Origin of the sequence: Cryptosporangium minutisporangium (assembly GCF_039536245.1) — a bacterium.
Classification (GTDB): Bacteria; Actinomycetota; Actinomycetes; order Mycobacteriales; family Cryptosporangiaceae; genus Cryptosporangium; species Cryptosporangium minutisporangium.
The window spans coordinates 165035-190358 of sequence record NZ_BAAAYN010000024.1; the positions used below are offsets into that span (position 1 = coordinate 165035).

10 protein-coding genes and 1 pseudogene are annotated in these 25324 nt (G+C 74.4%); all 11 read left to right on the forward strand.

All coding sequences use genetic code 11. From position 1 onward, the window contains the following. Positions 1 to 36 precede the first annotated feature (36 nt). Positions 37 to 261, forward strand: a pseudogene (locus ABEB28_RS43175) (phage tail protein); the annotation flags it as partial. 1321 nt (positions 262 to 1582) lie between these two features. Continuing rightward, a complete protein-coding gene (locus tag ABEB28_RS19770) occupies positions 1583 to 3748 on the forward strand; it encodes a hypothetical protein (RefSeq protein ID WP_345729628.1) in 2166 nt (721 codons plus the stop codon). Between the two features lie 67 nt (positions 3749 to 3815). Next, positions 3816 to 11729, forward strand: a complete 7914-nt coding sequence (locus tag ABEB28_RS19775; RefSeq protein WP_345729629.1) for a hypothetical protein — start codon at positions 3816 to 3818, stop codon at positions 11727 to 11729. A gap of 10 nt (positions 11730 to 11739) precedes the next feature. Next, on the forward strand, positions 11740 to 12051 hold the full coding sequence (locus ABEB28_RS19780) for a hypothetical protein (RefSeq protein WP_345729630.1): 312 nt from the start codon (positions 11740 to 11742) through the stop codon (positions 12049 to 12051). Positions 12052 to 12064: 13 nt separating this feature from the next. Beyond that, on the forward strand, positions 12065 to 12280 hold the full coding sequence (locus tag ABEB28_RS19785; protein WP_345729631.1) for a hypothetical protein: 216 nt from the start codon (positions 12065 to 12067) through the stop codon (positions 12278 to 12280). Continuing rightward, positions 12277 to 13488 (forward strand): phage baseplate assembly protein V, encoded by a 1212-nt coding sequence (locus ABEB28_RS19790; RefSeq protein ID WP_345729632.1) that lies wholly within the window; start codon positions 12277 to 12279, stop codon positions 13486 to 13488. Before ABEB28_RS19785 ends, ABEB28_RS19790 begins: the two co-directional genes overlap by 4 nt. Before the next feature lie 4 nt (positions 13489 to 13492). Next, positions 13493 to 13705, forward strand: a complete 213-nt coding sequence (locus ABEB28_RS19795; RefSeq protein ID WP_345729633.1) for a hypothetical protein — start codon at positions 13493 to 13495, stop codon at positions 13703 to 13705. Continuing rightward, positions 13674 to 15293, forward strand: a complete 1620-nt coding sequence (locus ABEB28_RS19800) for a hypothetical protein (protein WP_345729634.1) — start codon at positions 13674 to 13676, stop codon at positions 15291 to 15293. Before ABEB28_RS19795 ends, ABEB28_RS19800 begins: the two co-directional genes overlap by 32 nt. Beyond that, complete coding sequence (locus tag ABEB28_RS19805; protein ID WP_345729635.1) at positions 15290 to 17725, forward strand: hypothetical protein; 2436 nt, start codon at positions 15290 to 15292, stop codon at positions 17723 to 17725. The genes ABEB28_RS19800 and ABEB28_RS19805 overlap by 4 nt, the downstream gene beginning before the upstream one ends. Positions 17726 to 19095: 1370 nt before the next feature. After that, entirely contained in the window at positions 19096 to 19641 is a 546-nt protein-coding gene (locus ABEB28_RS19810; protein WP_345729636.1) for a hypothetical protein, read from the forward strand. 47 nt (positions 19642 to 19688) lie between these two features. Next, positions 19689 to 25322, forward strand: coding sequence for an eCIS core domain-containing protein (locus ABEB28_RS19815; RefSeq protein WP_345729637.1), 5634 nt, complete (start codon positions 19689 to 19691; stop codon positions 25320 to 25322). The last annotated feature ends 2 nt before the right edge of the window (positions 25323 to 25324 follow it).

A 25324-nucleotide genomic window follows, 5' to 3' on the forward strand; every position in this document is an offset into this window, starting at 1 on the left:
ACCGTCGCCGGTCGGCCGCTCCGGGTGCTGCTCGAGGTGCTCGCCTCCCCGCTGGCCGAGCTGCAGGCCGCGATCGACCGGCTCCGCGACGACCACTTCGTCGAGCGGGCGGACCCGGCGGCGCTGCCACTGCTCGCCGAGCTGGTCGGCGCCCGGCTGCTCGGCGACGATCCGCGCACCAACCGCGGTGTCGTGGCCCGCACCGTCCACTGGCGCCGACGCAAGGGCACCGCGGCCGCGCTCACCGACGTGCTCCGCGTGACCAGCGGGTGGGACACGGAGGTGGACGAAGCGTTCCGGTCGCTGCTCCAGACGCAAGACCTGGCCCACCCCCTGCCGTGGCGTGGCATGGTCGCGGTGCTCACCGACCCGATCGCGCTCGCCGACCCGCTGGCCCGCCGCGCACCGGCCGGGCGCGAACCGCGCCGGGCCGCGGAACCCAGCCGCCTGGCCGCCCGGCTGCCCGGTGAGAGCGTCGAGACGGCGCTGGCCCGGCTCGGTCGCGCCGACGCCGGTCTCCCGGCCGCCGCGCCCCGCACCGTGGACCTGCTGGGGTGGGCCCGGCCGGAGCAGACGGTGATCAGCACGGCGCGGTTCGACCAGGCCGAGCTGGACCGGGTCGAGCCCGGCGACCGGCGGCCGGTCGACGGCCCGGAACGCGGCTACCTGGGCCTGGTCCTCGACCCACGGGGCGGCGATCAGCCCCTGGTTGGACGGTCGCCTCTCACCGAGCCCGTCGCCGCGACGACCGAGCTGCACGAGCCGACCGCACCCGAACCGCCGACCGGGTTCCGGACGCATCTGCTCACCCCGACCGGACTGGCGCTGGACCCGGACGCCGCCGAGCGCGCCGACAGCATCGGCGTCTTCGTCGACGACGTCCGGGTCGTGGGCGGCGACCCGGTTCCGGCGGCCGGCGACGACCTCCGGATGGCGCCGCTGGGACCGGCGCCCCTGCTGCGGTTCGCGGACGCCGACCGTCCCGCACCCGGTGACGAGTGGACGCTCGGTCTGGTCGCGATCGGAGACCCGAGCCGAGTCGCGGCGGACGTGCTCGACGCCGAGCCCAACGGCGCGGTGACCGCGGCCAACCCCGGGCTGATCCGGGTGGTGGCCCGCCGCGGTGTCACCGGCCCGTCGGCGGTGTCGGACGCGGCGCAGGTGCCCAGGGCCGGAGCCACGATCGCGATCCGAGTGCGGCGGGCAGGCACCGACCAGGGACATCGTCGCGCCGCCGACGGCACCTGGCAGCGGTTCACGCTCGGCGAGGTCACCGGGGCACCGGCGAGCGACGCCACCGGCGTGGTGTCCGGCGGCACCCGGCTCGTCGCACGTCTCGAGCAGGCCACGGCCGGTGGGTTCGGACTCGCGCTCTGGCGTCCGGACTCGCCCGCGTCCCGGTGGACCTCCCGGCCCCTGCGGCTGGACGCTCTTCCAGCCGGCGACCGTCCGGCGGCCTCGGTGCCCGGCCCGGCGCTGGCCGCGCGCCGGATCGACGACGGCACGGTGCTGATCGTCGGACCGGCCACGGGCGGCACTACCGGGGCCTGGCGGATCCCGGATCCGCTGGCCGNACGGCACGGTGCTGATCGTCGGACCGGCCACGGGCGGCACTACCGGGGCCTGGCGGATCCCGGATCCGCTGGCCGCCGCTCCGGTGCTGGACCGGGCCGACGCCGCCGATCAGCGGCGGCCGCCCGGCCGCGTGCAGCCGATGCTCTGCGTGCACGCGGGCCGGATCTTCGTGTTCGGCGGCACGACCGTCGGTGGCACCGATCGCGCGCTCGGGGACCTCTGGTCGATCGCGGTCGGCGGCGGCGAGGCCGGACCGTGGATCACGCACCTCGTCCGGCGACGCCAGCTCCGGATCGGCGGCCGGCTGCTGTCCACCCCGGACGGTCTGGTGCTGATCGGCGGCGCCTCGGTGCCCGGCGCGCTCGACCCGACCGTCTGGCGAGCCGACCTGACCAGGCCCCGGCCGTCCTGGGAGCCGCTGGCCGCGCTACCGATCGAAGCCGGGCGTCCGGGCGCGCTGTGGGCCAGGGCCGACGGGACGCCGGAGGTGCTGGCCTGGGCCGACCGCACCGCGCCGCGCCTGCTGCGGTACTCCGCCGACGCCGACCGCTGGACGGCCGGGCCGCCGGAGCCGACGGCGCCGAATCCACCGGCGGAGGGCGAGGGCCTCTTCCTCGACGACGTGTTCACGGTCGTCGGGCCGGCGCCGCTGCCCCCGAGCGAAGTGGTCTTCCGGCTCGGCGGCGTCGGGCACCTCGCGTTCCTGCCCGCCCTCGACCTGCCGACCTCCGCCGACGTCGAGCTGCACCAGATCCGCGACGACGCGTCGACCGAGCGCTGGTTCCCACCCGGCGAGCCGGCCACGGCGTCGCTGCGGCTCGGCGCCGGGCGGTTCGCGCCTCCGGGGCGGCGATCCGCGCCGTCCGCGCGGTACGGCGTGCCGGGGCGGTTGGGCTGGACGCCGCTGCGGCTGCGCCAGGTGAGCCTCGGGCGCTGGGACGTCCCGCTCGCGCTGCACCTCGACGACCGGGTCGGCGTCGATCCGCGGCTCGGACGGGTGCTGCTGCCCGCCGCCCTGGGCGCGGGGCAGGTGACCGCGAGCTTCCGGGTCGGGCGGGCGACCGCGCTCGGTGCGGGCTTCCCCGCCGCGGCGACGCGGCCCGGTGGGCCGGTGACGGCCTGGGTGTCACCGCAGCGCGCCGGGGTCCCCGGCACGGACGGCCTGCCGATCGTCGCCGACCTCGGAACCGGACTGGCGGCCGGGCTGGCGGCGGGCTCCGCAGCGGCATCGGACGCCGGGGGTGGCGGGGGCACGGCCGACGAGCCGGGCGGGCCGGGGATCCTGCTCGGGATCCTCGGCTCGCCGCGGCTCCCGGCGCAGGCGCTCGCGCTGCCGCCGGACGGCACGCTCGCGGTCTGGCCGGTGGAGACCGGCGGCCTGCCGTTCCTGCGGGCCGAGGACGGCGTGTCGCTCACGCTCTCCGAGCGTCCCGCGGACGGCGACACCGACCCCGGCGCCGGGCCTGCCTGGACGTTCACCGGGCTCTCCACCGCCGGAATCATCGAGCTGGTGGCCGCCGCCGGTCGGCTCGACCTGCGCTGGTGCACGCTCGCCGCGCCGGGCCTTGCCGCGCTCACCGTGGCCGGGGCAGCCCACGCGTCCGCGCTGCTCCGCCGCACCCTGCCCACGCCGACCGTCCACGTGCACCTCACCCAGTGCCGAGTCGGCCGGGTCGAGCTCCCGCCGTGGGCGCTGCTGACCGCCGACGGCTGCACGTTCGACGCGGGGGCGCGCGGCGACGTGGCGATCGGAGCGGCCGGTGCCGACGTCCGGCTGACGCACTGCACGGTGAACGGCCGGACGCTCGCCGGGCGGTTGGCGGCCTCGTCCTGCGTGCTCGGTGCGCCGATCAGCTGCGACCGACCGGACCTCGGCTGGCTCCGGCACTGCGTGCGGGCGCCCGGCGGCCGGCCCCCGACCGGCTACCGCACGATCGTCCACCGGGCCTCGTTCGGCTCGGTCGACCCGAACCACCCGCTGCACCTGGCGCTGGCGGACAACAACCCGGACGACGTCCGGTCCGCGGGCGAGGCCGGGCGCACGCCGGGCGCCCACGCCACGCTCGCGGCCCGGCTGCGCGAGCTGACCGAGCGCGCCGAGGACTTCCTGCCGCTGGGCCTGGTGCCGCACCACGTGGACGCGGCGGTCGCGGACCTAGGTCGTCTGCGATGAGGGGGCCGTCTGCGATGAGGGGGCCGGCTGCGATGAGGGGCCCGGCTGCGACGAAGGGGAGGTTGCCGTGAAGGCATACACGTCCCGCGAGCGCTTCGACGAGCGCCGCCGCTTCACCGGGGTCCGCGAACGCATGGGCCAGGTCCGGCTCGACTCCGAAGCCAACGAGCAGACGGTCCTGGCCAGGACGGATGCCCGCCGCCGCAGCGCCGACCTGGCCGAGGGGTCGCCGGACGACGGGTTCGCGATCGGCGACGCGCACCTGATCGACCCGATCACCACGCTCGACGGCTGGAGCGCCGAGGGCCTGCCCGCCGACGACGAGCGCGTGATCCCGCGCCTGCTGCGGCTGGCGCGGCGCGACCCGGAGACGCTCCCGCACGTGGTCCGGACCCGCGGCCACGTCGCCGTGCTCCACCGGCTCCCGAACCCTCTGGACTTGCTGCGTCTGCCGGTGCCGCTCGACCCCGCCGGCGCCACCTACGGCGTCGCCGCGCTCCGCGTCCGGGTGCGCTTCGAACGGCCACCGACCGACGACGAGCTGGTCGACGTCCGGGTCGTCGTTCTGGATCGTGAGGGCACCGAGCACGAGGTTGCCGACGTGAGCCTCCCCGAGGTGAGCGTGGCCGCGACCGACTGGACTACGGTCCGGATCCCCCGGGCCGCGCTCGACCCGCTCGGCGGCACCGTCGACGGGCGGAACCAGCTGCTCCTGGCCGGATGGGGGCTGCGTGGCCTGCCACCGCGAGCGGAGACCGACCTCGACGCGCTGCTGGCCGAGGACGGTGGGCTGGGCGACGGCGATCTGGTCATCCGTGGCGGCGACGGGACGCTGGCCGGCGCCGGGCGGCTCTACGCCGGCGGGCTGCGCACGTTCCTCGAACACGACTGGCGGTACAGCCGGCAGCCCGACCTGCCCGACCCGCCTCCGCTGGAGCGCCCGCCGCTGGACGCCGACGGCGAGCCCGCTGGTCATCACCTGGTGTACGCCGACATCTGGGAACGGACCTGGCACCGGTTCCAGGACCGCTTCCTCGCCGAGGACGCGCTGCCCGGCGAGGAGACCGCGTTCCGCACCCGCAAGGTGACGCAGGTCCGCGTGCTGCCGGTGCCTTCGGACGACACCGAGACGCTGCCTCCCGCGCTCGGTACTGCTCGGCTGACCACGAACGTCCCGGCCGGGCAGCTTCCGGACCGGTTCCCGGCCGAGCAACCCGACCCGTGCCGGGACCGGTGCCTTTTCACCGAGAACGCGACGATCGGCGAGGGCTACACCGGCACCCGGAACGTCCACGTCCGGGTCGAAGCGATCGCCACCCACGGCGACCGGCCGGTGATCGCCTGGTCGCGGGAGAACGCGTCGCTGCTCGCGCCGCTCGTGCAGCCGGCCGGGGCCGGAGCCGCGACCGTCCACGTCGACCCGGACGACGCGAAGTACCTGGTGGCCGGCGACGTCGTCGTGATCGAGGACGAGCGCAGCCGGCTCGACGGCGAGCGGCCGCAGTGCCGGGCGGTCCTACGCCGGCTGGCCGCGGTCGACACCGCCACCGGCGAGCTGGAACTCGAGGGCGCCGGCCACACGCTCACCACCGATCCGGCGCCACTGGTCGCGGGCGGCGGGCTCGACCGGGCGTTCGCGCTGGCCGACGCACCCGCGGTGCGGCGGTGGGACGGCGCGGACTGGTTGCTGGCCGACGTCCGCTACAACCTGGCCGACGGCATCGTCTTCGCGATGACCGGCACCGGCCTGCGGCTGTCGGAGTACTGGAGCTTCGTCGCGCGGGTGACCAGTCCGGACGGTGCGGCGACCGGCGTCGTCGAGCAGCTGACGGCAGCACCGGTTCAGGGCCCGGCGCACCTGCGGGTTCCGCTGGCGCGGGTGCGCTGGACGCCCGGCAGCCGCAGCTTCGAGGACGTCCGGCAGCGGTTCCTTCCGCTGCACGACGTGCGCGACCGCCTGGCCGAGTTGGGGCGCCGGAACCTCTCCCCCGGGGCGTTCACGGTCGTGGTCGGCGACGGCGTCCGCACGTTCGGCGACATCGACCAGAACCTCTCCGAAGGCGTCACCGGCGACGAGGCGCTGCAAGCGGCCCTCGACCGGCTCGGCCCCGACGGCGGGACCGTGTACCTCCGCGCCGGGACGTACCGACTCGAGCACCCGGTGCTGGTGCGTGGCCGCAGCCGGATCCGGTTGCTGGGCGACGGTGCCGCGACCCGCGTCGAGATCACCGGTGCCGGCGGGGCGTTCTTCCTCGACTGGTGCGGCGCCGACGGCGAAGTCTCGGTCGAGCGGATGGAGCTGATCGAGTCCGCCGCACCGCAGGTGCCGGTCGGCGTCGACGTGCTCGCCCCCGAGCTGCCGGGCGCTCCGGGCGGCGACACCACGGTCCGGCCGCTGGTGCCGTCCGATCTGTCGCCGATCAGCAGCACCACCGTCGATCTGCTCGGCGGGTTCGCCGCTCGGCTGCGCGCGATCCGCCCGTTCGAGGGGCGCGGCGCCGAGGCCGTCGTCGCCACCGTGGCCCAGCTGCGCCGGCTCCAGCGCGCCCACCCAGGCCGCCCGCTGGACGAGATCGCGCCCGATGAGCTGGCGGTCCTGCGGACGCTGCCGCACGGCGTGGTTACGGTCGCGGACTGCCGGCAGGTGCGCCTGACCGGGCTGACCGTCACCTCCCGCGAGGCCGGGCTGGCCGGTGTCGTCAACGCCGCGGTGCTGGTGGCCGGGGCGTGCGCCGGGATCAGCGTCACCGAGTCCCGGCTGCGCGCGCCGTCCGGGGTGGTCGCCGCGCCGTACGGGCGCTCGCTCACGCCGGAGTCGCTGGTGCTCTGGCCCCGGTCCGGGCTGTTCGTCCGGGGTCTCACGATCAGCGGCAACGAGATCACCGCCGCCGGGTCGGCCGCCGACGGGGTGCGGGTCGCCGACGGCGTGGTCGACGGGCTGACGATCGAGGGCAACCGGATCGAGGGGTTCGCCCGCGGTATCGCGCTTCAGGACCGCGCCGAGACGAGGGCCGGTGAGCCGGTGGACGCCTCGGTCGTCACCGGCAACCTGGTCACCGGCTGCCGGGAGGTCGGCATCCTGATCGCCGGTGACGGCGTCGACGCCGCGGCCAACGAGGTGCGGGTGGCCGAACCGGACGGCCCACGGGACGGCCTGACCGCGGGCATCCAGGTCACCGGAGCACAGAACCGGGTCCGCGACAGCTGGATCACGCTGCCGCGCGCCTCGACACCGCTCCCGTTCGCGCTGCAGGCCGGCATCGTGATCGGGTCCGGCCTGGTCGCGCAGCGCCTGGTCGCCGGTGCCGATCCCGTCGTGCCACGTCCGGTGCACGACGTCGAGATCGCCGGCAACCGCGTCGAGGGGCCCGGGTCACTCGCCACCGGCATCCTGATCGGCGGCGCGCAGGCTGCGTTCGACGTCCGGGTGCGGGGCAACACGCTGCGGGACCTGGGCGACGCCGGCATCCGCGCGTGGGGGTACGGCGGCGCGGTCGGCGGCGTCCGGATCGAGGACAACGACGTCGAGGCCACCGCCCTCGGGTACCTCTCCTGGGGCCCGGACGCGGTCGCGCAGCTCGCCGCCAGGAGCGGCGTCGCGCTGCCGGGCGGAGCAGGCCCGCAGGAGGCGCTGGCGACGCTGCTCGCCGCCCCCGGCGACCTCGACGCCGCACTCGACGACGTGCTCCGCTGGCTGGAGCGAGCGACGCTGCGCGGCGGAATCGTGCTGAGCCTGGTCGAGGAGAGCGCGGTGCGGGACAACCGGGTGGCCGACATCGGTACCCGGACGCTGCCGCCCGGCTTCGGCGGTCCGGGCGTCGAGATTCGTACCGCCGGGGTCGCCACGGTCGGCGGCCGCGACCTCGTCGTCGCCGGCAACCGGGTCCAGCGGATCCTCGCACCGGTGGAGGTGACCTCGGTCGGTCCGCCCGCGACCCCACCGATCCGTCCGCCGGTCTTCGACGTGCTCGAGTCCGCGAGCGTCGCGGTGCAGCCGGGCCGGTCGGTGGGGACCGACTCCTACGGCGCCTCGGTCGCGCTCCGCCGCCTCGTGATGGAGTACGCGCAGGGCAACGCGTCGGTTCGGCAGCGGCTGGGCGGCCGGATCTACACCGCGATGGAGTCGGTGGCGGCCGCGATGGAGGGCGGGGGCGCCGAAGGGCGGCGGCTCGCGCTGGAGCTGACCGGCGGCATCGGCGAGATGCTCGCGGCGCAGAGCGGCGAGGAGCACACCCGGACCGCCACCCACGTGCGGGCGACGCTGTCCCTGGCCGCGGCCCGGAGCGCCGGGGCGGAGGAGACGACCAGGGCGTGGGAGGCCGCGGCCCGGTTCGACGGGGCGATGCTCGGTTCGTTCGAGGAGGTCGTCGCGGCGGCCACCGACGTCGTCTCCGAGGCCGACGCGCTCACCCAGGGCCTCGAAGCGCTCGAACTGCGGCTGGGCGAGCGGGCCCAGGCCGTCGTCGCCGCCACCGGCAGCCCGGCGGCACGGACCGCCGCCCGGCTCGCGCTCGCCGCGGCGCTCGACACGGTTGCCGAGGCCCGTGGACAGCGGCTCTCCTACCAGCAGGCGGCCGCGGGCGGCGCGCTGTCCGAAACGGACCGCACGGTCGCCGAGGGGATCGTCCGGCTCAGCCTGGACGCGCTCGACGTACCGCAGCCGGACCAACTCAACGCGGAGACGATTGCCGGCCTCGAACGCGGCAGCACGGCGCTCGCCGAGGTGCTGCAGGCAGCCCACCGGCCCCTGGCCGACCGGGTCCGGCACGACTTCGACCTGCTGCGCGCGACGTCCGGCCGCCCGACCCGAGCCGACGTCGACCGGTTCGTCGCGACGCTCACCGCGGCCCGGACGGTCGCGGCCGGCGCCGTCGACGCGATCGTGGTGCGGCCGGACGACGTCGCCGCGCAGCAGGCCCGGTTCCAGGCCGAGCTGGTCACGCTCACCTCCGACCAGCTGGAGCGACGGGTCGCGGGGCTGGCGTTGGACACCCCGTCCGCCGCCACCCGCAACCTACGGCTCCTCGGCCAGAGCGCCGGACAGCTGATCAACCTGGTGGGGGCGGATCCGGAGCTGGCGGGTCCGGCTCGCGCGGTGCGCCAGGCGCTCGCACAGGCGGTCACCGACCCGGACCGGCGGACCGAGCACACCGCGGAAGCCCGCCGCCACCTGCGGGACCTCCAGCGGGTGCAGGCGCGCAAAGCCGGGATCGCGGTGACCGACCCGGCGCCGGACGCCGGTCCGGCCGCTGTGGACCAGCAGCAACTCGCGGCGCTCGCCGAGGTGTTGCTGGTGCTCCGCGACGTCCGAGAGCCGGACCTGCGGACCGAGGGCGTCCGACTGTTCGAGGACACGCTGCGGCGGCAGATCGACGCCGCCGGAATCCGCGGCAGCGAGCGAGAAGGGTTGCTCGGCACGTTGCCATCGGCGCTGGCGGCGCTCGCGTCGGACAGCGGCCCGGACGCGGCGGTGGCGGCGCACACGCTGGCCGGTGCCGTCGAGCAGGTCGGTCTCCGCGCCGCCCAAGCGCCGACCGCGGCTCCGGACGTCCACACCACCTACGTCCTCACCGGCGCCGTCACCCGGGCGCTCGACCCGGCTGCCGACGACGCCGACCGCCTGACCACGGTCGGCCGGTGGGTCCGCGGGAACCAGAAGAGCCTGTCGAACTCGCTCTCCGGGGCGGTGACCGCCGCACCGGGTCTGAACACCGCACTGGGGGTCGTCCGGGGCGGCCTGGCCGGGGTGACCGGGGTACCGATCATCAGCCGCCCTCCGCTCGGCGTCCGGCTGGTCGTCGACGCGCATCCGGCCGACGCGCTCTACGCCGCCGGCGTCCAGCAGGGACTCGGCGTCCGTGGCAACGAGCTGGCCGACGCGCACACCGGCGTCACCGTGGTGGGGGCGGCTGCTCATCCGCTGGCACCGCTCGGTGCGGCACCCGCCGCCGTGGCCGTCGACGACAACCAGGTGTCCGGCGCCGCGGTGGCCGCACTGGATCTCGGTCCGGACGGCACCGCCGAGCTCTCGGTCAGCGGGAACTCCGCGACGAACTGCGCCGGTGCCGGCCCGGAGTCGGCGGCGGAGCGCGGCCAGGCCGTCGTCCGGGTGGTCGGCTCCGGGGCCGCGGTCGTCGTCGACAACCGCTTGCACGGCAACGGCAACCGGCGGTCCGGCGGCCCGCTCCACGAGGTCCTGCTCGACTGGCGCGGCGACGTCCTCGTCCGGGGCAACCGCATCCGCCACACCGGCGGCGAGCGCGGCGGGGTCGCGATCGCGGTCCTGATCGACGAGGTCCCGGCCGCGCTGCTCGGCGACCTCTCGCTCAAGGCCGCGCTCGACGTCGAGCCGCTGTCGAAGACCGCGCCGTTCCCCGGTGATCTGCCGAATCGTCCGCTGGATGGCCTGAACGACCTGGTCGCCGCGGGGCTCGGCGGTGGGGCGTTCCTCGCCGGAACCCACACGTTCGGCGTCGGGGCGTTCCGGCTCTCCACCCGGGTGCTCCAGCCGGGGATCGACGTGCTGGCCACCGGTGCCGCGGCGGCGCTGCCGGGCGGCGCCGTCCAGGCCGCAGACGGGTGGCTGGCGCGCACGGCTCCGGTGCGGTTCGAGCCGCTGGTCGAGTTCCTGCTGCGGCTGCCACCGCTCGACGACTTCCCGCAGCCCACGCCGCGCCGGGCCGTGCAGGTGGCCGGCAACGACGTGGTGGCGGGCGGCCCGGCGCTGCTGGTACTGGCGCAGCAGTCGCTGGTCTCCGCGTCGGTGGTCGGCAACGAGCTCGCGTCTTCTACGGCCACCGGCGCGGTGTACCTGCGGGGGATCGACACGACGGTGTTCTCCGCGAACCGGTGCGAGTGCCTGGGTCTTCCGAACGTGGTCGTGCTGCGGTGCGGGCGGTCCCTGGTCACGGTCCAGGGCAACGTGGCGGCCGGGGCCGAGCCGCCGACGCCGACGACTCCGCCGTTCATCCCGGAGTTCCCGCTGCCGACGTCGTTCGGCGACCTCACCCTGCAAGTCAAGGTCGGCCCGGCGGCGACGATGAACCTGCGGCTCGACGAGCGGGCGGTCGCCGAAGCGCTCGACGCCCGCACCGGCACCGCGTTCAGCGAGGTCAGCACGGATGCGGAGGCCAGCTTCAACCTGTTCGCGAAGCGTCAGGACCTGCCAGCGGCACCGGACATCGCCCGGGTGCTGACGTTCGGGGCGCGGGACGAGCTGATCCGATTCGGCAAGGGGCCGGGAGGACCGATCATCGAGCGACCCCGGCCGTCCGGTCCGGTCGGGCCGGTCGGGCCGCTGGATCCCGGCCCACTCGGCCCGATCGGCCGCCCCCGCCCGACGCCGACGCTTCCGACGCGGCCGGACCTCGGCCGGCCCGAGGTCCCACCGCCGGAACGGCCGCAGCTACCGACCCCGTCAGACGCCGAAGACCCGACCGACGAGGCCGATGTCCCGGAGGCCGCCCCGCAGACCGAGGTTCCCGACGACGTGATCGAGCGGGCTGTTCTCGTCTCCAACACGATCCTCACCAGCGTCGAGCTGCCCAGCGCCGCCAAGCTCTACGGCATGGCGGTCAGCGCTGGGCTCGCGCCGCACCAGGCGCGTGCGCTCGTCCAGACGCAGCTGGTCCGCGCCGGGGGCAATCAGACGGCGGCGCTGGCCGGCGGGTTGGAATCCCTCACCGGCGTCGCCGAGGTCGGCCCCACCGTCACCGAGCAGGTCGAGGCCGCGCACCCGGTGGAGGGTCTGCTCTCGCTACTGCTGCGCAACCGTCGCTTCACCCCGGTCGAGCCGCCGCTGACCGGCCCGTCGGTGATCGGGCCCTCGACGGGACCGTCGGTGATCGCCGCGCCGCCGCCCGACCCGAAGCGCCACTCGCTGGTCGTCATCGGGGGCAGCCGGGTCGGTGCCGTCGGCAACGTGACCACGGCGGGTGTCCACCTCCATGACGCGGGCCAATCGATCGAGAACAACCTCTGAGGAGCACCTGATGCCACCACCGACCAGCCTGACCGCCGCGCACCTCGGTCGCGCGGTGGTACCGGCCGCCCCGGACGAGTCCGGGGCGGACCCGATCCCACCGCTCACCGCGGGCGTCGACCGTATCGACGCACTGCTGCGGATCACCGAGGCGTGGCGAGGGCGCCTTCCCACGCTGCCCGAGCCGGACCGGCCGCAGAGCCTGGCCGAGGGGGTCCAGGCCGCGCGGCGACGCCTGCGCGACGAGCGGATCCGGCTCGACGTCGACGAGCTGTCGGCCCGGCGCTTCGTGCTCGACCAGGTGCTCGCGGGCCTGCGATGAACGGATCCGCGCCGTGACACTCCGCGCTCAGCTCGAAAGCTTTCCGCCGGACGCCCCGCTGCTGGTCTTCACCACGCTGGGCCATGTCTACGTGGGCTCGGTGGTCGACATCGAGGACGACGCGATCCGCCTCGCTCGGCCCGACGGCCTGACCGACATCGTGCTCAACCTCGGCGACGTCTCCGGCGTCCGGCTGACCGTCGAGGAACCGGAGAGGAGGCCGAGATGACCGACGTGGCCATGGAGGACCTGGTCGCCGCCCTGCTCGACCGGCTGGAGAACCGGTACTACGGCAAGTACCGCGGCTACGTCCACGACGTCGCCGACCCGGAGAACCAGGGCCGGATCCGGGCGATCGTCCCGCGTCTGCTCGGACCGTCGACGCCCACCGGCTGGGCGCTGCCTGCCGCGCCCTACGCGGGCCCCGACCAGGGCTTCTTCGCGGTGCCCGACCCTGGGGTCGGGGTCTGGATGGAGTTCGAGGAGGGCGATCTGTCCCGGCCGATCTACTCCGGCCTGTGGTGGGGCTCGCCCGGCGGCGACGACGTCGGCGGCCCGGACAGCACTGCCCGCGCAGGGGCACCCCCGACGGCCGCGCCCCGCACACCGGAGACACCGCAGCACGACTACCCCCGGGAGACCGCCACGCCGAAGGTGCGCATTCTCAAGTCCGCCACCGGGCACCACATCGTCCTGGACGACCGGCCGGACTCGGAGCGGATCGAGATCCACGACAGTCAGGGCAACCGGCTCATCCTCAGCCGGGAGGGCCTGGACCGGATCATGAGCAATGAACGGGTCCTCAACAAGGGATCGCGGTCCGAGGAGATCGACGGCGACGCGCTGCTCGACCTCGCCGGACGGCAGACCGAGATCGTCGGCGGCGCCCATACCCGGACGGTCTCGGGGAACAGCGCGGTCTCGGTCGAGGGCAACTTCACCGAGACGATCGGCGCGACCGCGTTCGTGCGCAACGTCGACAAGAACGGCACGTCGATCGCGGTCGGCGGTCCGCTCACCGAGGCGATCTCCGGTTCGCACAGCCGGACCGTCGCGGGCGCCGCCACCGACACGGTCGTCGGTGGCTACGGCCTCAGCAGCACCGGTCCGATCAGCCTGACGTCGGCCGGCCCGGTGAAGATCGCCGCGGGCCTGCCCGACCTGACACTAACCGCGCTCTCGATCGACGCGCTGGCCGGCAATCTCTCGGTGAACACCAAGCTGGGTCTGTTGCAGCTCGGCGGCTTGTCAGCTACCTCACCGGTGGTGATCGGCGACGGCCTGGCGATCCACCTGACGATGCTGGCGCAGATCCTCAAGGCGGTGAACCCGTTGACGGTCGCCGCCTACGGTCCCGCGCTGGACGTCTGGGCCGCGATGACCCCGCTGCTGGATCTCTCGTACTTCGCGCTGGTCAAGCGCTTCCCGGTGGGCTGACGTGATGGCGGGCGACCGGAAGAGAGAGAACGCGGGCTGGCGTCCGTTCGATCCGGCGCAGCTGGTGGAGCGACTGGCCCAGGCGAAGGCACTGCTGGAGAGTGCCGCGGTGGCGGCCGCGGCCGACGACGGTGCCCGGCTGACCGCAATGGCTGAGCTGCAGCGCCGGCTGGAGGAGGAGCGTCATGTCGACGCGAACCGGCGACGCTACCGCTGACCTGCTGGCGCTGCTCACCGCGCACTGCCCGGACGTCGCGGAGGAGACGCTGGCCCGGCTCGCCACCGCCGCGGTGGCGGTGGGAGAGGCAGCCGGTGGCGGCGGCTCCGGCGACGGCGGCGCGGACCCCGGCGCGGAGCCCGACGGCGGTTCGGTGCCGCTCCGCTGGAGCCAGCTGACACTCGGGCAGATCCCCGGCCTGGCCGAGGTGGTCTCGGCCGCGCAGGTGCCGGTCCAGGTCGTTGCCGCGCTGCTGGAGCTGGCCGCCGGCATTCTCGAGGTCGTCTCGAAGCTGCTGATCAGCTTGCCGGACCCGATCCGCGCGCTGATCCTGGCCGCAATCGAGCTGATCACGACGATCATCGACGACCTGCTCCGGTCGGGCGCGTACGTCTACGTCGACGCCCCCGGGCTGCTGTCGAACGTCGTCACGGTCCGCGAACTCGGTGGCAGCGAGCCCGACATGCCCCAGTGGCTCGCCGGCGACAAGCCGCTGCGGCCCAACCGGCCCGCGGACGGCTTCGCTCAGTGGGCGCACCGGTTCCGCCAGTCGTTCGACGACCCGGGCGACCACGACCGGCCCACGTTCTCCGACGGGGCACCGGTCGAGGCGCTGTTCATCGTCGCGACCGCACCGAACCTGCCCGACCTCGCCGCGCTCGGCCCGCTGCTGGCCTCACTTTTCGACGCCAAGGCGTTCGGCAAGGCCTGGGAGCACTTCGCCGCGACCTACCCGACCTGGCCGGACGATCCGGACCGCAGCCGCCTGCGCGCCCATTCGGTGCGCCCGGACTGGCGGTCCTGGGAGCTGCGCGACCTCGGTGGTGACGCCGGCTACCCGCTCCGTCTGCTGGAGAAGATCCCGGTCTGGCTGGAGGCGTTGCTGCTGAACGTCGACGGCGTCGTCGCATTGATCAAGGCGCTGGTCGAGGCCGTCCGGCTGAAGATCGACGTCCTCCGGCAAATCGTCACGATCCTGCAGCAGGTCATCGACACCCTGGCCGCACTGACCGCGACCGGCCTGCACTGCCTGTTCGTGGCGACCGACGAGGGTGTGGACGGCCTGGTCTCCGCGTTCCTGGAGGCCACGAACCGGCCCAACACCGCACCGGACGGGTCGGTGACGACCGCGAACGCCGTCGCGGGCGTGTGCCTGCTGGCCGGGACCGCCGAAATCGCGCCGATCTGGGCGCTGCTCGGCCAGGGCAAGACCGCCGAGCAGGCGTTCGTGGGGCTGACCGAGGACTGGAATGCCCTGTCCGACCAGGCCGAACGGTCTGCGGCCGACGCTGCTGCGCTGGCCGGGACCGCCTGGAAGGAACTCGAAACGACCTCGGCCGGGCCGACGGCCGAACTCGTCGCGCTGGCCGGACCGCTCGGCCGCACCGCCGCCGAGGTGGCCGAGGCCGCCGGCATCTCCCGCGGTGATCTGGTCACCGGCTTGGAGCAGCTACTCGACGAGGGTGTCCGGCTCGACCCGGCCACGCTCGCCTATGTGGAGGCGACCCGCCGGGCACGGCGGCGGGGCAACCGGTCGCTGGCGATGTCACTCGGCACCCGTCCGGCACCCCCGGGAGGCCGGTCATGAGGGTCGCGCGCGCGTTCCGCCGGGAGCTGGACCTCTGGGCCACCGGCTGGCAGCAGGTCGAGACGTTCCTCGACCGGATCGACGCCGCGCGGGATGCCGACGACCCGCACGCCCGGGTCGCCGAGGCGCTGCTCCGGGTCGCCGACGTCGTCGAGCGGGGCCACGCGCGCCGGGACCCACCGACCGCGCTCAGCCCTCCGGTGGTGGAGGCGCTGCCCGGGCACCACTGGAGTCCGGGCAGCCAGGCAGTCGTCGGGACCGACAGCACGTTCGCGTGGGCGCCGGAGCAGCGTCGCTGGCGGGTGCCCGGCACCGACGAGCTGGAACTCGCCGTCGCGCAGCTGCGGACCAGCGTCGACGACGGCGACGTGACCGTCCACGACCAGGTACGGGTCCCCCGCGAGCGGCCGATCTTCACCCGATCCGCGCAGCCGGGCGATCCCCCGGCGCTGCTCCGGCTCCCGGCCTACCCGGGTGGGACGGCCGGGACGATCGTCGGCGGCGGCCGGACCGTGGACGTCGCGCCGCTTCCCGACGTCGACGCGGACACCGCAAGCCTGTTCGGCCAGGCCGCCCGGTTCGCCGCGGCGATGGTCGGGGTGCCAGGGCAGGACGAGGACGAGGACGAAGACCCTCCGGAGCCGGTCCTCGCGTGGAGCGCGCTCTGCGTCCGTCGCCGGTTCGCCGCGCGCGACGGGGAGATCCCGATCAGCGCCCGGCCGGGTGGTCCCGCGCCGCTCGCCACCGGTGTCGGCCCCACCGCGCGGGCCGTCGTCGCCGGGCTGCGGGCACAGACGATGACGTCGTCGGTCGCGACCGGCCTGTTGCTCGGTGTCGCGGCCCATGCTCGACAGGCGCTGGCCGACGCCGTTCCGGACGCCGCCCGGCTCGTGGACGTGGCGACGATCCTGGACTCCGAGGGCTGCCGCACGCCCGACCTGCCTGACCGGGTCCGGGACGCGGCGACGGCGCTGACCGGCGCCGAGACCGCCTGGCGCGGGCTCGCCGAGGCTGCGGACGCGCTCCGGCTGAGCCTCGCGTCGGCGTCCGCCCGGCAGGCGCTCGAATCCGCCGCGGACGCGGTGGCGTCGGCCGCAGGCCCACTGCTGCTGACGATGCCGGTCGAGCTCGGGCAGGTACGGATCGATCTGGACGCGGCGATCGCGGCCCGGGTCGGCTACCCGGACGGCACACTGCGGATGCTGCGGGCACTGGAGGGCGCGTTCACCGCGAGTTGGCCCGGTTGGCTGCGCTGGTTCCGGCTGCGCTACCAGGCTTTACTCGCGCCGCTGGCGACCCGCTTCCGGGCGCCGTTCGTCACCGGTGTCCGTGCGCTGGTCAACGGCGGGGACACCGGCCTGATCTACCAGGGCCTGACGCTCGGGGACAATGCGACGGCCGGCGTGGAGCTGGTCCCGACCGGGCAGCCGTCGTCGCTCGGCCGCTCGCTCGTCGAGCTGGAACCCGGCACGGTCGGAGTGATCGGCGGCGACCGGCCGGCAGCCGTCGTCGTGCTCGGCGTCGACCGGATCGACCGGCAGCTGGCCCTGAACATCGCGCCGCTGCGCACCTCGACCGAGACGGACGGTCCGGGTGCCCCGGGCGTGGTGCCGGTCGGGTCGCTGCTCGGGACGGTGGCGCCGGGCCTGTCCGAGGCCGAGCTGCGCACTGGCGAGTCGACGCTCGGTGCCGCCGCCGACGGGCCGCTACACGAGGCCATCGCGCTCTGGTCGCGGCTCTGCCTGGTGTACGGGCGTGCGCTGGTGGACGACGAGGTGGCCGGCGGCGACGGTCTGCGGTCGATCACGGAGCCGACCTCGGCGCCGCTTCAGACCGTGTCGCTGCACGGGTCGGTGCCCGCCAGGGCGAGCAGCCTGGTCCTCGCGGGCCTGGGACCGCCGTTCTGGAGCCTGCTGGACGGCGAACCGACGCCGCTGATCGGCCGACCGGGTGAGCTGCTACTGGTGCGGGGCACGGCGGGGTCGGGGTCGGGTGAGCTGGTGGTGCAGGGCGTCGTCGAGATCGAGCGGGTGATCCGCACCAGCGCCGCTCTCCTCGACCGGATCGACACGTCCGCGGCGGGCGTGCTCTCCACTGACCCTGCCGCGCTGCCGGGGCCGGAGGGCGGTGCTGCCCCGGACGGCGCGGGGCCGTGCCTGATCTGCGGGCCTCAGGAGGACGTGGCGGTGGTCGTGCTGCGGCGGTCCTGGCTGACCGAGCCGGTGAGCGGCCCGGTGACCCTGCGGCGTGACTTCCCCGGATTCGACCTGCCGAGCCTGGCGACCAAGCGGTTGCTGCCTCTGGACCTGCTGGCCGACGTACTCGGCTCCGACGCCGCGAGCACCGGCCCGGCCGACGTCGTCCCGGCCGACGAGTTCACCGCCGCGCTGGAGATCTTCACCGGGTGGACGCAGCATGCGCTCCGCGACTGACCTCGCGCGGGAGGGAGGACGACGATGACAGGAACCGACGACGCGTACCGGGCCGCGCTCCTGCTGCGTGACCTCGACCGGGTGCTCCATCCGTTGCCGCCGGTGGGTGGGGAGGACTTCCGGGTGCAGCCGACGACACCCGGTCCGCTGCCGCCGACCGGTGCGCCGGGCGCCGTGCCGGGCAGTGCCTCGGGCGCCCCGGTGGCGCGCGCGGCGTCGGAGTGGACGGCCGGACGCGATCGGCGTCGCGCCGACCGCCGGAGGCCGGTGGTGGTGCCGTGGGTGGAGCGGGCCGAGCCCGGTCCTTCCGAAGAGTCCGGTCGGCCGGGCCCGCGCCCGGCTGATCGCGACGGTCCGGTCGTCGGCCGATCCGCGCCGCGTGCCGATCCGCCGCCGGAACCGAGGACCGACGCGCGGGTCGTCCCGCCGAGAGATCCGCCCGGGCCGCCCCGGACACGCGTACGGTTCCCGTCCCCCGGGTCGCCGGAGCCGCCTACGTGGCTGGAGCCACTCGGGCCGCCCGGGTCATCGCAGCGCGAGGCGTCACCGCGCGGGGATGCACCGCGGGTCGACGCGAGCGAGCCGCTCGGGGCCGACCGATCGCTCGCGCCGGGCAGTCCCCCGGAAGCCATCCGGACCCGGGCGGACGGACTCCGTGGCGGATCCGTTCCGCTCCCCCGACAGATCCCGGTCACCGGTGTCGAACCGGTCGATCGAAGCCCGGCCGAGGCTCCGGACGTTTCCCGCGTCGAACCGCGGCTGGAGCTGCCCGCGCCGCGCACCCCGAACCTGCCGCCCGCCCCGGAGGCACCGTCCACGCCGGACGCACTGGCAACACCGGCAGCACCGGGAACATCCCCGGCACCGAAGGTACCCGGTTCACCTACCGGACCTGGGGTAGCACGACTCCCGGCCCCGCGTCCCGCTGAGCGCCTCCCCACTCAACCGGTACCCCCCGAGCCGACCCTTTCCGACCTTCCTGCCCTCGCGGCCGAGCACCCCGGTTCACCGCCGACACCATCCGACCGGCCGCACGTCCCTACCAGGCTCAGTCCTCCGCCGCACGGCAACCCGGTCCGCGACGCGCCCGCCCCCGAACACATCCGACGGCCCGAGCTCCCGCCACCTCCTCCGAACCTCGTCGACGCGACCGCGCCCGCCGTCGCCGAGGAACAGGCCAATGACGTTGAACGGGTCGTCGCGGTGGACCCCATCGACCCCGTCGACACCGACCACACGGTCGCGCCGCCCCGAACCCGACCGGCTGCGAGGCCCCTGCGCGGGCGCGGGATCACGACCGAGCTAGGCCCGGACCCGGCGCCGGGCCGCCTGCACCGCCGGTTCCAGGATCGGTCGCTGCGGAGGCTCGGATGAGCCCACCGGTGCCGCCGACCATGCTGCTCGCCCACGTCCTCACCGCGCTCGGCGACTGGCTACCGCGCCACTTCGGACCGCTGCTGGAGGCCGACCGGTTCACCGACGGCTGTGCGGTCCTGGCGCGGCTGGCAACCCCGGAGGGAGCCGCCGCGGCGTCCGGCTGGCTGGACCCTCCCGAGGCGGCCCGGCTCACCGACCTGATCCTCGCGCGCTGGGCCGTGCTGGGCCCGGTCGAGGTACTGCCGCTGGCCGTCGTCGTCGGCCCTGACGAATCCCACCACGAGTACCGGCTGGCCACCTACGGGCTCGACGACGGCTGGACCGCGCGATGGAGCGGGCCGGTGACACCCGCCGCCGACGGCCGCACAGCCACGAGCACCGGCCGGGACGACCCGGACGCCCGCGTCACCGCCCGGGTCTTCGGTACCTCCGCCGTAGGCCGGGTCATCCTGGGGGCCCACGAAGTTCGTCCGGCACACGATACTCGGCCGGCCCACGGGAATCGGCCGGCCCAGCCCGCCCCGGAGTCGATGCGGTGAGGACCCCGGCGCCGTCTCCCCGCGTCCCTCGCCGGCCACCCGTCCGGGTGCCCGCGACGGATCCGCCGGCGCCGGAGCCGAGCGACCACGTCCGCGAGCCAGCGACGACCACCGGCCCCCGCGCCGCGGCCGCCACGAACTTCCAGGGCCGTACAGTCACGGTTCCGCCCAGCGCGGGCAGCCGATACGCCCCCGAGCCCGACGCCGTCCGCGGCCAGTTGGGCGCGGGCGAGACACTACCCACGCACCTGCGAGCGGCGGCGGAGGCCACGACCGATCGCGAGCTGGGCGAGGTTCGCGTCCATCGGGACACCGCGGTCGCGGCGGATGTCGGTGCACGTGCGCTCACTGTCGGCGCCGACATCGCGATCGCCCCCGGCGAACCGCAGCCCGGAACCGCGGCGGGTGACCGCCTGCTCCGTCACGAGATCGGCCACGTCCTCCAGCAGCTGGACGGCCCTCCGCACGCGGCGCCGGGCCTACCCGGTCCCGCCGCGGAGACCGAGGCCGACGAGATCAGCGACGCGATGGCGGCCGGCCGCCGCCCGCTCACCGTCACGCCGCTCGGCGGCCACGCGGTACAGCATCAGGACGTACCGGACGCCGGGCCCTCCTCGGAGGCGTTCGAACCGGTCAGCACATTCGTCCTCGACCCAGCGCTGGAGGCCGCACCCCCGGCAAACGTCACGACCCACGTCCGGGTGGTCGGACCCGCCGCGACCGGGGTGGACCGGTACGTCCAGCTCGACCGGCCGGTGCGCACCGCGGAGCGGATCACGGTCTACGCGGTCCCGCTGGCCGACGTCTACGACAACCCCGACGAAGCGGCGATGGCCACCGCGAGCGACCCGTTCCGGATCCCGCCGGATCTCCCAGAGGGCGCACCGGCCTGGACGCTGAACGGCTCGTTCATCGTCAGCGCGGTCACCGACGAGTACGCGTTCACCACGCAGCCAACCCCGGACGCCGTCGGCGCCGGCGTGGTCGTGGTCGTCGACACCTCTTCCGGCCGGATCCTGCTCGACGCGGGTCAGCAGCTCAGCACGCCCGCGCTCGCCGCACCGGTCGGCGCGGAGATCGCCCGGCGGCTCGGCGAGACCGCCCCGGTCCGGCGCTTCGACGAGGCCGTGCTGATGAAGGGCGCACCGAACGGCCACAACCTGCCGTTCGTCGCGGAGCGGTTCGCGATCGGACAGATCCGCGCCACCGTGGATCAGTACGCCGATCCCCGCGCCCGCGAAACGCTCGACGCGGTCCGCGGCGCCGAGGCCGAGTACCGGCGCTGGCTGGAGTCCGACCTACGAGCCCGGCTGGACACCGAGCGGGCGGCGTGGGAGGCGCGGCAGCCGATCGCGGCCAACGCCGCGATCCGCGAGGTGCGCTGGAACCACTACGTCGAGTCCCAGGTGAGTGCGCTGCTCGGCACCGTCGTCCCGCCGGCGCTGATGCTCGCCGAGGAAACCGGCGGGCTGGTGACGCTCACCGGCGCGCCGGTGGATCCCGCAGCGGGGCCGACCGCCATCGACGCGGCGATCGTCGACCGACTCGACACCGAGTGGGAGAAGGTCCCCGACGAGGTGGTCATCGGCATCGGCGGCGGCGGGATGTACTTGCTCGACTCGTACGGCGTGATGCTCAAGCCCCGGCAGGCCCCGGTGCCGGACGTCACGGTTCCGAACCTGCGGCCGACCGGCCCCACCGGCCCCCAGCCGATCGGGGCGAAGACCCCCACCAGCTGGATGGGGATACCCGCGCTGGGAAAAGCAGCGCTGATCGTCGTGCGGACCAACGTCGGCATGGGCTTCATCATGGACGCGGGCACCGAGGTCGAGCGCTTCCTCCCCGTGGAAGCCGCCCGCCGGATGGCCATCGAGCTCGGAGTCTCCACTCTCGACGCGATCCTGACCAGCCATGCCCACGACGACCACGTCAACGTGATCCGCAGGCTGATGGCCGAGCACAACATCCCGCCGGACCGCGTCATCGTCTCCCGAAGCTGGACCGGGCTCAAGACGAAGGTCTACACGGACCTCATCACCGATCTCCGGACCAGAGCCGGCGCCGAGCCGGTGCGCACCCGGCTGGGGCCGACGTGGGAGCCGGGCCTCGACCTGACCGGGCCGAAGGACAGCGTGACGACCACAGGCGTTCAGCTCGGCGGCGGTCGCAGCGTGGAGATCTTCGCGCTGGGCGGCGCCCAGTCGGACTACCAGGCCAAGATCGCCGCCGGCAAGAGCCCCGGGAAGCTGGTCGACACCGGGAGCTTCCTCTACCTCTTCGGCAACGAGACCTCCGGCAATCGAGCGATCGTCCTGGGCGATCTGCGGGGCGCCGACTTCTCCGCGTTCTTGAAGGACACGGCGCCGGGCGCAGCGCGCCTGGATGCCGCGCTGACCGGCGTCAAGGTGCTCGTCGGTTTCGGACACCACTTCGGTCTGGCCGCTGGCAAAAGCGGAAGCGAGGATGTCAAAGGCATGGAGCTCCTCCTGCGGCGCCTGCTCCTGCGCAACGGGGAGCTCACGATCGTCATCCAGAGCGACGCGGAATTCTCGTTCGGCAAGACCCCCACCGCCCCGAACGCCCAGGCGCTGCTTGAGTTCGTCACCCGCCTGGGCGCGCGGGTCGTGTTCGCGGGCGAGCCCACCAGCCCGACGCCGGGCGGCGAGGCCGTGCTCAGCTCCGACCTCACCGTGCGCACGTCGGGCACCGGGATCACCCAGTACTCGGGCGAGGCACGCACCGTGGCGGTGCTGGAGCGGCTGCAGATGCTGCACGAGGCGAAGCGCACGGTGTTGAGCGACGCCGAGATGGGTCCCCGGCACCTGCGCAGCACGCTCCCGGCAGCGGACCTCGTCGCCGGGCTGAACGCCGAGATCGCCTACCTGGAGTCGCGCCTCAACGAGCTTGTCACGCTGCGCGGGAACGAGTTGATCGAGGCCCGCGGCACCGAAATCAGCGCGGGGAAGAAGGCGGAGTTCCTCGCGGACCCCGAGCGGGCCTCCGTCCGGGCGGGCGTCACCGCCGACCAGATCCACACCGAGTTGCAGCGGGTCGGCGCGATCGAGGCGGCTCTCCCCGGCGACGTTGTCACACATCTCCGGGCGGCGATCCGCCTCGGCTCCACGCTGACGATCGAGGCGGAGCTGTCGGCGATCCCACGCGGCGTCACCGAGGCGATCGCCCGGCTCCCGGAGCCGCGCCGCGTCGCCCTGGAGCGTATCTACCAGCAGCTGAAGGACGCCGGAGCCACGATCGACGGTGACCGGGTCCCGGCGGACAAGCGGCTCGACCTGATGACCCGCACGACCGCGCTCCGGACCGAGCTGGCGGCAGCCGCGAACGAGTTGACCGGGCCGGAGCGCACGGTCCTCGACGGCGAGCTCCATCGGGTGGACGCCGTGCTCGAGCGGTTGAGCGAGGGCGTGCTGCGGCGCGAGTCGATCACCCGGAACGCCGCGGGTGAGCAGGTCAAGACCGAGTTCCTGATGAAGGCACCGGACAAGATCGACCGCGTCTTCGGCCGGATCGGTCAGGGTTTCGGCGCGCTCATGGTCATCCACAGCGTGGGCGGGCTGGCGTCCACGGCCGGTGGCGTCGCGAGCGGAGAGGCGACGATCCCGGAGGCGATCCTCCGCACGACGCACGACGCCTGGGGGATCTCGATCGGAATCCGGATGTTCCGCGTCCAGGAGGTGGCCCAGAAGGAGTTCGTCGCGTTGGCGCTGCTGGAGGTGGGCGCCGCCTGGATGTCCGATCAGGGGACGGAGGAGGAGCAGAACTTCAGGATCCTCCGGACCACACTGCACAGCACCGTGAACTTGCTCTGCATGAAGGCCGGCATGTCGATCATGTCGGCGGCTGCGGTCATGCCGCCCTCCCCGGTGAAGGCGGTCACGATGAGCGCCGGTCTGGCGGTCACGCTGGCCGGCGAGCCGCTCCTCGCGTTGGCCCATCTGGACGACGATCTGGTACGCCTCACGGCGTTCGGGCCCGGCGCGGTGACTCACGTCTATCAGGACATCGGCGCGGTCCTCGACGAGTACGAGATGGCGATCGGAAGCAAGATGCTCGCCGAGCGGGACGAGGCCTCGTTCACGCAGCTGGGCTCGGACCGGGCGGCCGAGCTCAAGGCGGCGGCAACCGAGGCGAAGATCCGGCACACCATCCGGGCACGCTTGAAAGAGCACCAGCTGATCGGGCTGTTCGAGGGCGCCTACGCGGCGGCCGCCGACTCCTACATCGGACTCCGCACGCTGGACGCGCTCGCGGCACGGTTCGCCCGGACGCGCGGAGCCGCGACGATCGGCGATCCCGACCAGCCGGGCGTCCAGGCCCGGTTCCTGGCGCTGGACGCCAAGCTCGACCTCAGTGGCTACGACGCGACGCGCATCGCGGCAATGGATCAGTGGACGGAGCTCCGCAAGCGGCTGACCACGCTGGAAGGGCAGCTCGACGCGGCGTCTCCGAAGTGGGACGAACTGTTCGAGGCGATGGACAAGGTCCAGCAGATCCTGGACAACGCCCGCTACCGGATCGAAGTGCCACCCGGCGGGCAACGACCGGTGCCGATGATCCGTCCGGGCACCCCGGCCTACTCGGCCTACACCGAGAAACTCGCCGAGTTCGAGAGCCGGATGTCGGCAGTACTACGCCGGGCGGCCGTGCTCGGAGGTGGGCCGGGCAAGCCGGTCGACGTGACGACCGCCGCGTATACGGGACTGGCACGCGACGCCGTCGACCCACGCGCCGCCGTGGCCCGGCTTCAGTCGCTCCGCACCGCGTATGACGCCAGGGTCGCCGAGGGCGTGGCGGCACTCCCGACGATGTCCAAGGCTGAGACCTGGTCGGACTCCTATCGCCTCGGGCAGCGCAGCGAGCAGGCGTTCCGCGAGCACCCGGACCTGTTCCACCGCCTGCGCCTGACCGAGATGGCCCTGCGCTCGTCGATCGCCCAGGCCCGCTCCGCAGCCGCGACCACGGGCACCGATCCGACCGTCGCCGGGCTGATCGAGCGGGAGGCCGCCGCCGCCGAACGAGCGATCGAGGAGCGCCGGGTGAGCTCCGGCCTCATCCTGCCGTCCGAACTCGACGCCGAGCTGGCAGGTCGCCGCGCCACCGAGGACCGCACGCTCGCCGCCCGGATCGACGCCGCCTACCCGAGAGCCCGACTCACCGGTGCAGGCGCAGAGCCCGCCCCGCTCGCTCCCGAGGAGATCAAGGCCCTACGCGGCAGCGAGCTGAGGGACCTCGGCGGTCGGCTGTCCTCCACCGAGCAACAGCTCACGCGGGCCTGGGAACTGCTCACGCCGATGCGTTCGGTGCCACTGGCCAACCCGACGCTCGATCCCGAGCAGATGAGCCGGCTCGAACGCCAGCTGATGGTCATCGACACCTCCCCGTTCCTGACCTGGAACGCGGGCTGGATCAAGCACACCTCCGAGTACACCGTGCCCACCGGCTACCAGCCGGTCGTCGCCAGAGTCGGCGGTGACGAATACGGAACCACGAAGTGGGGGCTCCTCCCGATGATGTACGGCACGGTCATCGCGATCAACGCCGATGCCGTCGCGCTACTCGGCCCCGAGCCCGTGTTCGTCGCGCTCGCGCACATGCGGGAACTCCGCCCGGACGAGCTCCGGCTCACGGGGGCAGGTCGGCCTATCGCGTCCACCAACCGCTGACC

Coding starts and splice junctions, on each gene's coding strand:
- ABEB28_RS19780 (WP_345729630.1), top strand. CDS start 11,740: ATGCCACCACCGACCAGCCTGACCGCCGCGCACCTCGGTCGCGCGGTG.
- ABEB28_RS19790 (WP_345729632.1), top strand. CDS start 12,277: ATGACCGACGTGGCCATGGAGGACCTGGTCGCCGCCCTGCTCGACCGG.
- ABEB28_RS19795 (WP_345729633.1), top strand. CDS start 13,493: ATGGCGGGCGACCGGAAGAGAGAGAACGCGGGCTGGCGTCCGTTCGAT.
- ABEB28_RS19800 (WP_345729634.1), top strand. CDS start 13,674: ATGTCGACGCGAACCGGCGACGCTACCGCTGACCTGCTGGCGCTGCTC.
- ABEB28_RS19805 (WP_345729635.1), top strand. CDS start 15,290: ATGAGGGTCGCGCGCGCGTTCCGCCGGGAGCTGGACCTCTGGGCCACC.
- ABEB28_RS19810 (WP_345729636.1), top strand. CDS start 19,096: ATGAGCCCACCGGTGCCGCCGACCATGCTGCTCGCCCACGTCCTCACC.